Origin of the sequence: Niallia oryzisoli, from assembly GCF_043641075.1 — a bacterium.
GTDB lineage: Bacteria > Bacillota > Bacilli > Bacillales > Cytobacillaceae > Bacillus_BD > Bacillus_BD oryzisoli_A.
Window position 1 is genome coordinate 1 of sequence record NZ_JBHZRC010000027.1, and the last position, 13,378, is coordinate 13,378.

Consider the following 13,378-nt stretch of genomic DNA (forward strand, 5'->3'; position numbering starts at 1 on the left):
TAGAGAAAGGTGAAATTGAGCGTAATCAATTTCACCTTTCTCGTTATTTGAAGCTAGTTATGTCCCAGCCTCTTTTTTTATTTTGAAATATTTTCATTAAGAGGGAAAAAAGTAATAGTTATAAAATTGACGCTTCTTTATAGATTCAGTAAACTTAAAATGGATGGTACAGGGAGGGAAACTAGACATGCAGATGAATATTGTTGTTCTTATTATATCAATGCTTTTATTTTTTGTGTTATTTTTTGGCATCGGCTTTATCCTCAATATGCTATTAAGGATGTCTTGGATTATGGCTATTATTTATCCAATTATTGCTATATTCATTGTGGACAAGGTCCGATTTATTGAATATTTTACAAGCAGCAAAGAATCTTTTTCCGATTTATTTTCACATATCGCCAATTTAGCTATAGCTGATATATTGATTTTGGCTTGTGGCTGGGGCGGCGCACTTGTTGCCGGACTCAGCATTAAAGCTCTCCGTAAAAAAGGATATCAAATGTTCTAACGGAAAAACCCTCGCAGATGCGAGGGTTTTTTGTTTTTTTCTGCCTCAGTGCCTAGCCTTTTCCGCTTTTACTTTTTACTATCTATGAATAATTTCATTCCTCATGGGAAAAGAATAGTTTTGGGAGGAATGAAATTAACATGAAAAGTATAAAGGTGGTAACCACCAGATTAATGATGATGGTTTTATTTTTTACTGCTCTATCGACAACATTCCATTCCATCACGGGAGTGGAAGTAAAATCGCTTGTTTCTAGTATAGGCGAAAAAATAAGCGTGAATTCTGAACGTTTTTATTTATCTCATACCCTTACGTCACTTGGAGCAGGGTTTCAACCAATTCCAAAGGCATTAAATACTGCTGCAAAGGAAGAAGCTGCCCCGACTGATGCAGCAGTTACAAAAACTCCGGCACTGGAGGATGCTTTTGATTGGTCAAAATATCCCATAAAGAAAGTGGTTGCAACCGGTTATACGGCGGGATATGAATCTACAGGAAAAGATTCAAATCATCCGGAATATGGGATAACGTTCTCAGGTGTCATGGTAAAAAGAGACTTGTTTTCAACAGTAGCTGCTGATTTAGACATTTTTCCAATTGGAACTATTTTGTTTATTCCTGGATATGGCTATGGTGTTGTTGCCGATAAAGGCGGTGCTATAAAAGGGAATCGTGTTGATCTATATTATGAAACAGTCGATGATGTATATAATAATTGGGGAAAGAAAGAGATCGATGTGTATGTAATTAAAATGGGCGATGGGAAACTGACAGAAACGGATTTACAGCTGCTAAATGAAGACAAAACCATGCAGGTATTCCGCCAGCAATATATAAAATCAGAACAAAATTAATATCAAAGGTGTCAGGCACCGCAAAAGGACAAATTCGTGTAATTTGTCCTTTTGCGGTGCCTGACACCTTATTATTTTCCAGTAGTTTCACATTATATAAAAAGTAAATAGTGCAATGCTAAGGTGAGGAGAATCCCTGTTAGTCCGCCAAAAAATACTTCGATGGGTTCATGTCCCAGCAATTCCTTTAATTCTTTCCTTTTTTCCTGTTCGGGCTTTTCCTGCCATGTTTTTGCATCTTGAACGAATTTATTAAATTCTGCAACAAGTTGATTAAGGACAGTCGCATGTTTACCCGCCTGTCTGCGGACCCCGGAGGCATCGAACATGGTAACGATCGCGAATACTGCTGAAACAGCAAACAGCGGCGAATCTAATCCGGATTCGAGTGCTACTCCAGTTGAAAGTGCAGTGACTGCAGCAGAATGGGAGCTGGGCATCCCTCCGGTACTTGTCAGAAGTGACCAATCAAATTTTTTCGTTGCGATAAACTGGATAGGAACTTTAATAAATTGGGCGAAAAAAATCGCTGCTAATGACGCCCAAAGTGGAAAATTTTCTAACAAACTCATGGATATTGACCTTCCTTTAAGTTTATGTAATTTTAACAGTTCTTCATTGTATTCTCCATTTTAACAAATATGCGCAGTCATTTATAGTGAGGGAATAAATGGTAAAATCAGAAAAAAATTCCGTCATGGGATATAATGAAAGTATTGACATAAGGAGGGGTTCATAATGTTTACTGTTCAAAAAGAAAAGCCGTTTTTAAAAGCGCATGAATGTCTCATTATTGGTTTATTTGATCAGCCCTTGAAGTTTGGCGGAAGCCTAGCTGTTGTCGATGAAGCTTTTACAGGTGAATTGACTGAGCTGGTAAAGAGCGGCGATATTAGTGCAAGGGAAAGTAGGGTTTCTAAAATACATACGTTTGGCAGGTTGGCAGCAAAACGCCTTTACTTTGTCGGTTTAGGTAAAGAAAAGGAATTATCCTTTGAGCGGTTAAGAGAAGCGTTTGGTTCTGTTTTTAAAACGATTCAAGGGGATAAACGTGAAGAAGCTGCTGTCTATCTTGATTCCTTTATTTCTGAAGCCGTGGATGCATTAGATTCTGCACATGCATTGAGTGAAGCATTTGCTTTGTCCACCTATCAGTTTGAAGGCTATAAACAAAAATCAAATGAACCTGAAAAGGCTATTACTAGTATGACGGTTTATTCAGAAAGTGCAGATCAGGAAGATGTAAAAGCTGCCTTGACGGTTGGGTATGTTTACGGAGAAGGAACAAACTCTGCTCGGACGCTTGTTAATATTCCCGGGAACTTATTAACTGCTACAGATCTTGCCCAGTATGCCCAAGAATTAAGCGAACGATATGATTTTGAGCTTGAAATATTAGAAAAGGAAGATATGTTAAAGCTTGGGATGGGTGCACTATTGGCTGTTAACCAAGGGTCAACTGAGCCTCCAAAAATGATTGTCCTGAAATACCAGGGGAAGGACGAATGGAATGATGTCATAGGCTTGGTAGGAAAAGGAATTACCTTTGATACCGGTGGATACTCTATTAAGACCAAAGCAGGAATTGTCGGTATGAAAACGGATATGGGCGGTGCAGCGGCTGTTCTCGGCGCGATGGAAATCATCGGTGAACTAAAGCCTGAGCAAAACGTTGTGGCTGTCATTCCATCAACTGATAATATGATTAGCGGAAATGCTTTGAAGCCTGATGATGTAATTACTTCCATGAGCGGAAAAACGATCGAGGTATTAAATACAGATGCAGAAGGACGTCTGGTGCTTGCGGATGCCGTCACATATGCCAAACATCACGGAGCGGGCTATCTTGTGGATGTGGCGACATTAACAGGAGGTGTCATAACAGCGCTTGGTACAGATACAACTGGTGCCATGACGAACAATGAAGCATGGTTTGAACAGGTGCTGGAGGCTTCAAATGAAGCAGGTGAACCTATCTGGCGTCTTCCAATTTTTGAGAGCCATAAAAAACGAGTTCGAAACAGCAAAATGGCCGATTTAAACAATTCACCTGGAAGTGAAGGGCATGCCATCATGGGTGGCGCCTTCATTGGGGAATTTGCCGAGGAAACACCGTGGGTACATCTGGATATTGCCGGAACTGCAACGACTAATAAAGCAGGCTGTCTCGGGCCGGCAGGTGCAACAGGTGTCATGTCCCGCACATTGGCGTTAATTGTTGAACGATTTGAAAAGTAAAAATAAGGTGTCAGGCACCACAAAAAGACAAATGAGAGCATTTTGTCTTTTTACGGTGCCTGACACCATTGTTTACTCGATCAAATCTTTTAGTTTACTGATAAGCTCTTTTGAATGCTGTGCAGTGAGGATTTCTCCATTTACTTTTGCATATGGATTTTCCTTGCATAATTCACACTGACTTAAGCAGGTATACTCTTTCACCGTTACTTGGTCCTCATTGAAAAATGCTTGAAATAATAGCGTGGATTCTTCATCTAAAAATTGGTCTAAATTCCGTTGACAAAACTCGATGTTTACCTTTTTCTTCTTTTGAAATATTTTTTGCAGCATGGATTTCATTGGTAACGGCCCCCGGGATTAAGTGCTTTATCATCACTATAACTATATCAGTCTACTATAGAAATAAGTCAAGATAAATTAACTTCATTCAGCAGAAGTTCGCCACTTCTTTAAGTAGGAAATGAAAGTAAAAGGCTCTCTGATTTACTGGGTTCCCCCTGCTGAATGAAGTTAAGCCTTCGGCGGATGCCTCGGATTTTTCAAGGGAAATTTATCGAGCGAGCTCGATAAAAATCCGGGCGCAAATTCGACGGAGCGAATTTGATTCTTTGTGACAGTATCTGTTGGATAAACTTTTTGGGATAAGGTAGTCGCCTGCCTATTCCAAACAGTCACTGCTTGCATATGAAATAAGTAAGCTAGACAAAAAAGGAGGTAGACCGAGTGCACGGATACAGAGGCCCGCATCAAAATCAAAGGATATGGTTAGCTGCTCCGTTTGTTGGTGGATTGTTAGGTGGCTTTTTAGGCGGCGCATTAGCATACCCGCGTCCGCAACCATATCCATTTTATCCACAACCATTTTATTCCTATCCGCCATTTCCAGCATATCCGCCTTATTATGGAACACCATTTTAAATAGCAGTAAGAGGCTGATATCATCCTTCAGCCTCTTTTTATTATCTGTCATTCTTAATAGATGTTAGAATAAGGCCATTTCGTTATAATTCTGTTGGAATACATAGTATGATATAAAGGTGATAGAGCTTTCATATTAGGTACAAAGGGGAGGGAAACCATGGATCTTCAAAAAACATTGCTTCATTCGCTTGGAATTGAACTACTAACAATAGAAAAGGGCAGAATAACCGCAACCATGCCTGTTGATGATCGAACACGTCAGCCATTCGGCCTTCTACATGGAGGTGCAAGTGTTGCATTGGCAGAGACAGTAGCAAGTATTGGCGGCTATGAATTAGTGGACAAAGAAAATGAGGCGGTCGTAGGTCTTGAAATTAATGCTAATCATATAAAATCGAAAAGGGACGGAATGGTAACAGCTGTTGGTGAGGTCATTCATAGAGGCAGAACAACAATGATCTGGGAAGTCAAAATAAAGGATGAACAGGATCAATTAATCTGTATCTCCCGCTGCACCCTTGCTGTAATTAAAATAAAAAAATAGCAAGCATTGTTGACTGACATCCTTGAGAAGTCAGTCTTTTATTTTGGTTAAGGCCCTTTCCACAATTTAGCAGATTATGTCAATAGAAAAATGAAAATCTAGGCTTATTTATGGTATAATAAAAGAATAGATTCATTTATCTAACATTTTGTAACTCTATTATGAGAAATAAAGGTGGTGGAGGGTTGGCAGAAGATCAGCAATATCTGTTTATTGATTTTGAATTTACTATGCCGGAAAAAGGGAAACGAACGAGAGGTTTTTATCCGGAAATCATAGAAGCCGGAGTTGTCGCGGTCGTTAATAATCAAATTCAAGAAAAGTATTCCACCTTCGTTACACCGGTTCGTTTTCCAATCCTATCAAGTCGTTGTAAGTCTTTCCTACAAATCCAACAGGATCAGGTTGATCAAGGAATCACCTTTATGGAACTTGTCAATAAATTTTCAACTTTGTCTAAGGGCTATCGAAATACGGTTGTGACCTGGGGAAATATGGATATGAAAGTACTAAGGCATAATTGTGAACAGTCGGCATTATCTTTTCCATTTAGGGCAAAGGAAATTGATCTCTCCATGGAATATAAACGATTCTTTGGAGATCAAAATCAAACAGGCCTATGGAAGGCCGTTCAGGAATACGGAAAAGACGGGGTTGGTAAACATCACCGTGCACTGGACGATGCTCTGACAACCTATCATATTTTTAAGCTAGTAGAAAAAGATAAGCGCTATCTGCATAACCCGGAGCAGACGACGATTGGAGATCGGATAGACCTTTCACAGCTGTTTAATAAATTTGCATAAAAAGCCAAATCACTCATGTTGATTTGGCTTTTTTTCATCCCATAGTCGCGGACCTTTATTTAAAATAATCCTTTTCCAATTGATTGATATTCCTCAGGCTTTGCTGCGCCCACTCTGAAGAATCCCTTGTTAATTCTTCCTTCAACAGACCCACAGCAGCTTTTAATGAACCGACATAATCGGGTACTTCTTCATCAAATGGCTTCACCATCTTCTTTGGAACATTTGTCTGCTCTCTGAATGCTAGAGCGCGTCTCTCATGGAAAAATGATACAGCTGCATCCTTAGGATGATGCAAATCTCCCTGCATGGGATGTTTAATCACGGCAAGAACCTTTACTAAATAATGTTCTGGCCGAATAGCGGTAATTTCTCCTATGTATTTACCAGTTTTATATATTGCGGTAACAGTATCTCCAACCTTTAATGAATCCAACTTGGAAAAACCTCCTTATCATTTTATAGATGCTGCTCTTATTATGACGTACAGAAAAGGAAAAACAAAATAATAAGCAAACTGCTTATTGTGGAAATTATTCGGAAAATTAGAAGGATTTTAAAAAAACTGCTATAATAGGCTAAAGAAACATGTCTGATCAGAAAGGATTGTTGCCTATGACCTTTTCATATATTCTCGGTCTATTTTTGTATTTTCCTGAAGACAAATCAGAGTACATCCCTGCTGTCATTCAGCTTGCTATCTTTTCGTTGTTTGCTTTTTTTGCCGTAAAATATTTTATCAAAATATCAAAACGACAAGAAAAGAAGGCAAAGGAATTAGAAGAACGATTACGAATAGATTCTCAGGAAAAGAACAGTTAACCTTTTAGCTGTTCTTTTTTACCGTTTAATTTAAAGTTGTTTCGTCAAAACTAGACACAAAATGTCTTGACGGAGGATTTATTGATATGAAGAAAATATGGTTGGTGTTTCCACTCATACTTCTGGCAGGCTGTATGGAGAAGGAAATTACGAAGATGGATGTGGAGATGTATAATGTATCCGGTGACTCACTTGGAACAGTTAAGCTAGAGGAGCAATCGAGCGGTGTAAAGGTAACTGTTGACCTAAAAGGGCTGCCTCCAGGAGAACATGCTATTCATATACATGATAAAGGCTCATGTAAAGGTCCTGATTTCAAATCAGCGGGTGAACATTTTAACCCGGAAAACAAGGAGCATGGCTTAATGCATCCAAAGGGTGCACACGCAGGAGATTTGCCCAATATCATCGCACAGGATGATGGTACAGCAAAAGCTGAACTGATGGCCCCAAAAGTGACATTTAAGGAAGGAAGGGCATCCTTGTTAACGATGGAGGGTCTTTCTATTGTCGTTACTAGTGAAAAGGATGACGGGATGTCTCAGCCTGCAGGCAATTCAGGGGAGCGTATTGCTTGCGGCGAGATAGACAAAAAGTAAAATACTAAGAGAGGCAGTTCAATGCTGCTTCTTTTTTTGTCCTAATTATAGACTCAAACTATAAGTTAAAGTTAATAATTAAAAGGGAATCGAATCCAAAACGTTCCGCCAAATTATTTTTTTGATTTTGAAAAAATAATCTCTTTTTGCAGTAAAAATTCGCTGGAACTTTGCTATAATGTAACTATTTAAAATATATGGAGGTCTTTCCATGAAGTTAACGCAAAAGGAAATGGAAATAGTTGAAATTCTTGAAAAAGATGCTCGCTTAACAACAGAAGATATAGCTAAAATGGTCTGCTTGAGTGTTGAGGAAACAGCGCAGGCAATTAAAAAGCTTGAAGATCATAAAGTGATTGTAAAGTATATCTCACTGATTGATTGGGGAAAAGTGGAGGAGTATACCGGTGTCAAGGCAATGATTGATGTGAAGGTGACACCAAAAAGAGGTGTCGGCTTTGATGAAATTGCTGAGAGAATCTACCGCTTTAAAGAGGTTACTTCTGTTTATTTAATGTCAGGAGCATATGATTTATCCGTCATCATTGAAGGGAAATCAATGAACGAGGTTGCAAGCTTTGTATCGCAGAAATTGTCTACTCTTGATTCTGTGTTATCTACAACAACTCATTTTATATTGAAGAAATACAAACATGATGGAATTATCTTCGAACCTGACAATAAAGACAAACGAATTGTGGTGTCACCATAATGGAATTAGCTAAAAATTCTCGTCTATCCAAAATTGCTAGAGATCTTAAACCATCAGGAATACGTAAATTCTTCGATCTTGCAGCCGGAATGGAAGGGGTTATTTCGCTGGGCGTAGGCGAACCTGATTTTGTTACTTCCTGGTCTGTAAGGGAAGCGGCTATACTATCGCTTGAACAAGGACATACATCCTACACCGCTAATGCTGGTCTGCCGGATTTGCGGGAAGAGATTTCTTTTTATATGCGCAAACAGTTTCATGTTGAGTATTCGCCTGCTTCAGAAATTATTGTAACCGTCGGTGCGAGCCAAGCTATAGATATTGCTATGAGAGCCATTTTAGACCCGGGTGATGAAGTAATTGTTATTGAACCCTGCTTCGTTTCCTATGCTCCGATGGTACAATTAGCCGGCGGTGTGGCGGTACAGGTTCAAACACTAAAAGAGAATGACTTTAAAATTTTGCCTAGCCAAATTGAAGAAGTCATAACCAATAAAACAAAGGCAATCATGCTATGTTCTCCTAATAATCCAACAGGTTCAATGCTGAACAAGAAGGAATTAGAAGAGCTTGCTGCTCTTGTTGAAAAGCACGATTTGCTTGTCATTGCAGATGAAATCTATGCAGAGCTTGTCTATGACGAAGAATATACAAGCTTGCCATCCATACCAGGAATGAGGGAAAGAACCATTTTAATTTCTGGATTTTCAAAGGGTTTTGCGATGACGGGCTGGAGACTTGGATTTTTGTGTGCGCCTGCAGAACTGTCCAGTGCCATGTTGAAAATTCATCAATATGCTATCATGTGCGCACCAACAATGGCGCAGCATGCCGCACTAGAGGCTTTGCGCAATGGACGTTCAGACGTGGATGAAATGGTTAAAAGCTACCGCCGCCGTCGAAATTACATTGTGCAATCCTTCAACGAGATTGGCTTGACATGTCATATGCCTGGCGGAGCCTTTTATGCATTTCCGTCCATTGAATCAACTGGATTAAGCTCACAGGAATTTGCAGAGCAGCTATTGCTGAAGGAAAGTGTAGCGGTTGTTCCTGGGGATGTCTTTGGGGAAAGCGGAAGCGGGCATATCCGATGCTCCTACGCTACTTCTTTAGAGCAAATTCAAGAAGCAGTCAAACGAATAAAGCATTTCATTGACAATCTTCCGGAAACTAATTAAATTTTTTGAAAAATACATTGTTAAAGAACCATGTTTATTTTTTAGTATGTTGATTGTAGTGGAAGGCACGAAGACTCCTCGAAAATTCTATCGAATTTTCTCGTGCGTGGGCGAATTCGAGGAAGTAATTCAATGTCCTGCAGGAGAAGCGAGACAGTCGAGACCCCACAGACACGAAGTGTCGAGGAGGCTCGGCGGTCGCCTGCGGAAAGCGAAGTGCCTTGAACGGAAATCAATAATCCGGTTTAACAGTGCCTAAAATAAAAAAAGGACAGCCGTAAAGGTTGTCCACTTCAAAAAGGGGGAAATACTAGAAAGTCTTACATCATAAGTCTTTCCAGTTCCTCCTTTTTTATTCTTTCAATATACATTTTGGTATTAATTTTTTTGATAAAATGAGTAAAATCTATAGTTTAAATCAAATACTAACTTTGATAATATCTAAAAGTTATGCTATAATTTTTTATTGCGTATAAATATGAACTAAAATATTGTAAATAGGAGTGTTTCCATGTCAGAAAAGATTGAAGTAGGAAGCGTATTAACGGGTAAAGTGACCGGAATTCAAGCATACGGAGCATTTGTTGCATTAGATGAAAAAAATCAAGGACTTGTTCACATCTCAGAAATTACGCACGGTTTTGTGAAGGATATCAATGACCACCTTAAAGTCGGTGATGAAGTAACCGTAAAAGTATTGTCAGTTGATGAAGAAGCGGGAAAAATTGGACTATCCATCCGTGCAACAGAAGAGGCACCAGCACAAGAGGCAGAAGTAAAAGCGAAAAAGCCTCGTAAGCGTCAGGCTGCTGCACCAATCACAACAGAAACTGAGCAAGGCTTCAATACACTTAAAGATAAACTTCAAGAGTGGATTGAACAATCAAAGGCTGAAAACCTTATTAATAAGTAATCGTACTAATCAAGAAGTATAGGACATCATATAATGTCCTATACTTCTTTTTTTATAATCATGCTAATTCTGGATATAAGGGAACGGAGGGAAAAGATTGGATAAGAAATCGAGCGAAATCATTAAGCAAACAGAGCATTATGGTGCGCATAATTATCATCCCCTGCCGGTTGTGGTTGCAAAAGCTGAGGGCGTGTGGGTAGAGGACCCAGAAGGGAATAAATATATGGATATGTTAAGTGCCTATTCAGCTGTAAACCAAGGACATCGCCATCCGAAAATAATTGATGCACTTAAGGAGCAAGCCGATCGAGTAACCTTAACGTCGCGTGCCTTTCATAATGATCAGCTTGGCCCATGGTATGAGATGGTATGCAGTCTGACGAATAAAGAAATGGTATTACCGATGAATACCGGTGCTGAGGCGGTTGAAACAGCCTTTAAAGCAGCAAGAAGATGGGCTTATCAAGTGAAAAAGGTTCCGGATAATCAAGCGGAAGTCATCGCCTGCATGGGTAACTTTCATGGCAGGACCATGACTGCAGTCTCTCTATCCTCTGAAGTAGAGTATAAGGCTGGTTTTGGGCCGATGCTGCCTGGCATCAAGCTGATCCCCTACGGTGACCTTCATGCATTAGAAAAAGCCATCACTCCTCATACAGCAGCCTTCCTGATTGAACCGATTCAAGGAGAGGCTGGCATTGTGTTACCTCCTGATGGATTCTTACAGCAGGCCTATAAGCTGTGTAAGCAAAACGATGTATTATTTTTGGCAGATGAGATTCAAACTGGTTTAGGCAGGACGGGTAAAATGTTTGCCTGCGAATGGGAGAATGTTGTGCCAGACCTGTATATACTTGGGAAGGCATTGGGCGGCGGCGTATTTCCCATCTCCTGTGTCGCAGCGAATAAGGATATTTTAGGTGTGTTTAATCTAGGTTCGCATGGTTCAACCTTTGGAGGGAATCCGCTCGCATGTGCTGTTTCGATGGCAGCGATCCAAGTGCTTTTAGAAGAAAGACTCAGCGAACGTTCACTCCAGCTAGGGAACTATTTTCTTAGTGAGCTCAGAAAAATCCATGATCCAAAAATTAAAGAAATTCGGGGACGGGGGCTTTTCATCGGGCTGGAGCTGACAGTAGCTGCACGGCCATATTGTGAAGCGTTAAAGGAAGAGGGCCTATTATGTAAAGAAACTCATGAAAAGGTTATTCGCTTTGCGCCACCGCTTGTGATTACGAAGGAACAGATTGATGGGGCATTGGAAAAAATAGATCGAGTTATAAAGCAACAAAGGTAGTGCTGCTGCACTACCTTTGTTCTTGAGAAACGTTTGTATTACCTAGTTGGCCGTGCTTCTGGTGATCTTTCAACCTCAGCACTAGGCTTAAACAATAGGCCTAAATTAATTAGACCGGCAATTCCAACAAGACTATAGACAATTCTTGAAATCGTTGACCCATCTCCAAATAGGGAATCAACTAGATTAAAACCAAAGAATCCGATTAATCCCCAATTTATTGCTCCAATGATTGTAAGTAATAATGCAATACGTTGTATACCGCTCAAAACAATCAGCCTCCGTTTTTAATGTGAGCTACACTATATAGGTTGTTTATGTTTGATGGAATTATTCATGTGGTTCAAAAAAATATGAGATAAAAGCAAAAATTCCTAAACCTGGATTGGTTTTAGCGCATCGAAAAGCTTGATTTTATACAGTTAATAAAGCTGTGAAAAAAAATGTCAAAATTGGGCACGCTTACATATAGGGGAGTTCCTTGATTAAATGGTCAGCTTTCGGTAAAGTGTAAATGATTAAAATAATGGGAGGCCAATATGACACATATTCAATTTGATTATTCAAAAGCTCTTACTTTCTTTGGTGAGCATGAAATTACATACCTACAGGACGCCGTTAAGGTTGCCCATCATTCATTACATGAAAAGACAGGGGCGGGAAGTGACTATACAGGTTGGATTGACCTGCCTATTGACTATGATAAAGATGAGTTTGCCCGAATTCAAAAAGCGGCAGAAAAAATTAAAAATGATTCTGATGTTTTATTAGTAATTGGAATCGGCGGCTCTTATTTAGGTGCGCGTGCGGCTATTGAGGCATTACACCATAGCTTTTACAATGCTTTGCCTAAGGAAAAGCGCAAAACTCCTCAGGTTATTTTTATTGGAAACAATATTAGTTCTTCCTATATGAAGGATGTAATGGATCTTTTAGAAGGAAAAGACTTCTCATTGAACGTGATTTCAAAATCAGGTACAACAACAGAGCCTGCAATTGCATTACGAATTTTCCGCAAGCTTTTGGAAGAAAAGTATGGAAATGAAGAAGCAGCAAAGCGTATTTATGCAACAACAGATAAAGCAAAGGGAGCATTGAAAACAGTAGCTGATGAAGAGGGCTTCGAAACATTTGTTATTCCCGATGATGTTGGCGGACGATACTCTGTATTAACAGCAGTAGGACTTTTACCAATAGCTGTAAGCGGTGCGGATATTGAAGCGATGATGAAGGGTGCTGCAGCAGCAAGAGAAGAATATGGAAGCTCTGAACTGAAGGAAAATGCGGCCTATCAATATGCTGCAATTAGAAATATCCTATATAACAAAGGGAAAACAATCGAAATGCTAATCAACTATGAGCCAGGCTTGATGTTTTTTAATGAATGGTGGAAGCAGCTGTTCGGTGAAAGTGAAGGGAAGGATCAGAAAGGGATTTACCCGTCATCTGCAAACTTCTCGACAGATCTTCATTCATTAGGTCAGTATGTACAGGAAGGACGCCGCGATATCTTCGAAACCGTCATCAAGGTTGAAAAACCAAGACATGAGCTTACAGTTGAGGCGGCTGACAATGACTTAGACGGTCTGAATTATCTTGCTGGTAAAACAGTTGATTTCGTTAACAACAAGGCGTTTGAAGGAACATTACTAGCGCATACAGATGGCGGTGTGCCAAATCTAATTGTTTCTATCCCAGAACTTGATGAATATACATTTGGATATCTTGTCTATTTCTTTGAAAAAGCATGTGCCATGAGCGGTTATTTATTAGGTGTGAATCCGTTCGACCAGCCGGGTGTAGAAGCTTATAAAGTTAATATGTTCGCCCTTTTAGGAAAACCAGGCTACGAAGAGAAAAAAGCCGAGCTAGAAAAAAGATTATAATTACTAAATAAGGTGTCAGCGTACTATGTCAAGTAAGATTTTTAGATTTTTGTGCATAGGTAACACAACTTACGTAGTTTTTTTACAA

17 protein-coding genes are annotated in these 13,378 nt (G+C 39.6%); 13 read left to right on the forward strand and 4 right to left on the reverse strand.

Annotated elements, in window-relative coordinates; translation table 11 throughout:
• Window positions 1-187 precede the first annotated feature (187 nt).
• Both ACHUFV_RS27165 and ACHUFV_RS27170 read left to right on the forward strand, forming a co-directional pair.
• On the forward strand, window positions 188-511 hold the full coding sequence (locus tag ACHUFV_RS27165; protein WP_394239572.1) for a YuiB family protein: 324 nt from the start codon (window positions 188-190) through the stop codon (window positions 509-511).
• Window positions 512-651: 140 nt separating this feature from the next.
• Window positions 652-1,365, forward strand: coding sequence for a 3D domain-containing protein (locus tag ACHUFV_RS27170; protein ID WP_394239573.1), 714 nt, complete (start codon window positions 652-654; stop codon window positions 1,363-1,365).
• A gap of 92 nt (window positions 1,366-1,457) precedes the next feature.
• Here the strand turns inward: ACHUFV_RS27170 and ACHUFV_RS27175 are convergent, their stop codons facing one another.
• Window positions 1,458-1,937: a divergent PAP2 family protein gene (locus ACHUFV_RS27175; protein WP_394239574.1), complete on the reverse strand. Its 480-nt coding sequence runs from the start codon at window positions 1,935-1,937 to the stop codon at window positions 1,458-1,460.
• A gap of 166 nt (window positions 1,938-2,103) precedes the next feature.
• On the opposite strand from ACHUFV_RS27175, the gene ACHUFV_RS27180 reads away from it, so the two are divergent.
• Window positions 2,104-3,603, forward strand: a complete 1,500-nt coding sequence (locus tag ACHUFV_RS27180) for a leucyl aminopeptidase (RefSeq protein ID WP_394239575.1) — start codon at window positions 2,104-2,106, stop codon at window positions 3,601-3,603.
• Window positions 3,604-3,675: 72 nt separating this feature from the next.
• Here the strand turns inward: ACHUFV_RS27180 and ACHUFV_RS27185 are convergent, their stop codons facing one another.
• The gene (locus tag ACHUFV_RS27185) at window positions 3,676-3,945 is read right to left on the reverse strand and encodes a DUF1450 domain-containing protein (protein ID WP_394239576.1); all 270 of its coding nucleotides are present in this window, start codon (window positions 3,943-3,945) and stop codon (window positions 3,676-3,678) included.
• Window positions 3,946-4,329: 384 nt separating this feature from the next.
• On the opposite strand from ACHUFV_RS27185, the gene ACHUFV_RS27190 reads away from it, so the two are divergent.
• From ACHUFV_RS27190 to kapD, 3 genes are all read left to right on the forward strand, one after another.
• Complete coding sequence (locus ACHUFV_RS27190) at window positions 4,330-4,524, forward strand: hypothetical protein (RefSeq protein ID WP_394239577.1); 195 nt, start codon at window positions 4,330-4,332, stop codon at window positions 4,522-4,524.
• A gap of 160 nt (window positions 4,525-4,684) precedes the next feature.
• Window positions 4,685-5,071 carry a hotdog fold thioesterase gene (locus ACHUFV_RS27195; RefSeq protein WP_394239578.1) on the forward strand — a complete coding sequence of 129 codons (387 nt, stop codon included), beginning with the start codon at window positions 4,685-4,687 and terminating at the stop codon, window positions 5,069-5,071.
• Window positions 5,072-5,256: 185 nt separating this feature from the next.
• A complete protein-coding gene (kapD, locus tag ACHUFV_RS27200; protein WP_394239588.1) occupies window positions 5,257-5,877 on the forward strand; it encodes a 3'-5' exonuclease KapD in 621 nt (206 codons plus the stop codon).
• A 55-nt stretch (window positions 5,878-5,932) separates the two neighbouring features.
• Here kapD and kapB read toward each other — a convergent pair whose 3' ends face one another.
• Window positions 5,933-6,313 (reverse strand): kinase-associated lipoprotein KapB, encoded by a 381-nt coding sequence (gene kapB, locus ACHUFV_RS27205; protein ID WP_394239579.1) that lies wholly within the window; start codon window positions 6,311-6,313, stop codon window positions 5,933-5,935.
• A gap of 152 nt (window positions 6,314-6,465) precedes the next feature.
• Here kapB and ACHUFV_RS27210 point away from each other — a divergent pair, with 152 nt between their 5' ends.
• The 6 genes from ACHUFV_RS27210 to ACHUFV_RS27235 all read left to right on the forward strand — a co-directional run bounded on the left by ACHUFV_RS27210 (window position 6,466) and on the right by ACHUFV_RS27235 (window position 11,404).
• Entirely contained in the window at window positions 6,466-6,699 is a 234-nt protein-coding gene (locus ACHUFV_RS27210; protein ID WP_394239580.1) for a hypothetical protein, read from the forward strand.
• 86 nt (window positions 6,700-6,785) lie between these two features.
• Window positions 6,786-7,298 (forward strand): superoxide dismutase family protein, encoded by a 513-nt coding sequence (locus ACHUFV_RS27215; protein WP_394239581.1) that lies wholly within the window; start codon window positions 6,786-6,788, stop codon window positions 7,296-7,298.
• Window positions 7,299-7,509: 211 nt separating this feature from the next.
• Entirely contained in the window at window positions 7,510-8,010 is a 501-nt protein-coding gene (locus ACHUFV_RS27220) for an Lrp/AsnC family transcriptional regulator (RefSeq protein ID WP_394239582.1), read from the forward strand.
• Window positions 8,010-9,191 (forward strand): aminotransferase, encoded by a 1,182-nt coding sequence (locus ACHUFV_RS27225; RefSeq protein ID WP_394239583.1) that lies wholly within the window; start codon window positions 8,010-8,012, stop codon window positions 9,189-9,191. Before ACHUFV_RS27220 ends, ACHUFV_RS27225 begins: the two co-directional genes overlap by 1 nt.
• A 511-nt stretch (window positions 9,192-9,702) precedes the next feature.
• Window positions 9,703-10,104, forward strand: coding sequence for a S1 domain-containing post-transcriptional regulator GSP13 (gene yugI / locus ACHUFV_RS27230; protein ID WP_394239584.1), 402 nt, complete (start codon window positions 9,703-9,705; stop codon window positions 10,102-10,104).
• Window positions 10,105-10,201: 97 nt separating this feature from the next.
• On the forward strand, window positions 10,202-11,404 hold the full coding sequence (locus tag ACHUFV_RS27235; RefSeq protein ID WP_394239585.1) for an ornithine--oxo-acid transaminase: 1,203 nt from the start codon (window positions 10,202-10,204) through the stop codon (window positions 11,402-11,404).
• A 38-nt stretch (window positions 11,405-11,442) separates the two neighbouring features.
• On the opposite strand, the gene ACHUFV_RS27240 is transcribed toward ACHUFV_RS27235, so the two are convergent.
• Window positions 11,443-11,673 carry a DUF378 domain-containing protein gene (locus ACHUFV_RS27240; protein ID WP_394239586.1) on the reverse strand — a complete coding sequence of 77 codons (231 nt, stop codon included), beginning with the start codon at window positions 11,671-11,673 and terminating at the stop codon, window positions 11,443-11,445.
• Window positions 11,674-11,943: 270 nt separating this feature from the next.
• Here ACHUFV_RS27240 and ACHUFV_RS27245 point away from each other — a divergent pair, with 270 nt between their 5' ends.
• Entirely contained in the window at window positions 11,944-13,290 is a 1,347-nt protein-coding gene (locus ACHUFV_RS27245) for a glucose-6-phosphate isomerase (protein WP_394239587.1), read from the forward strand.
• Window positions 13,291-13,378: the final 88 nt, after the last annotated feature.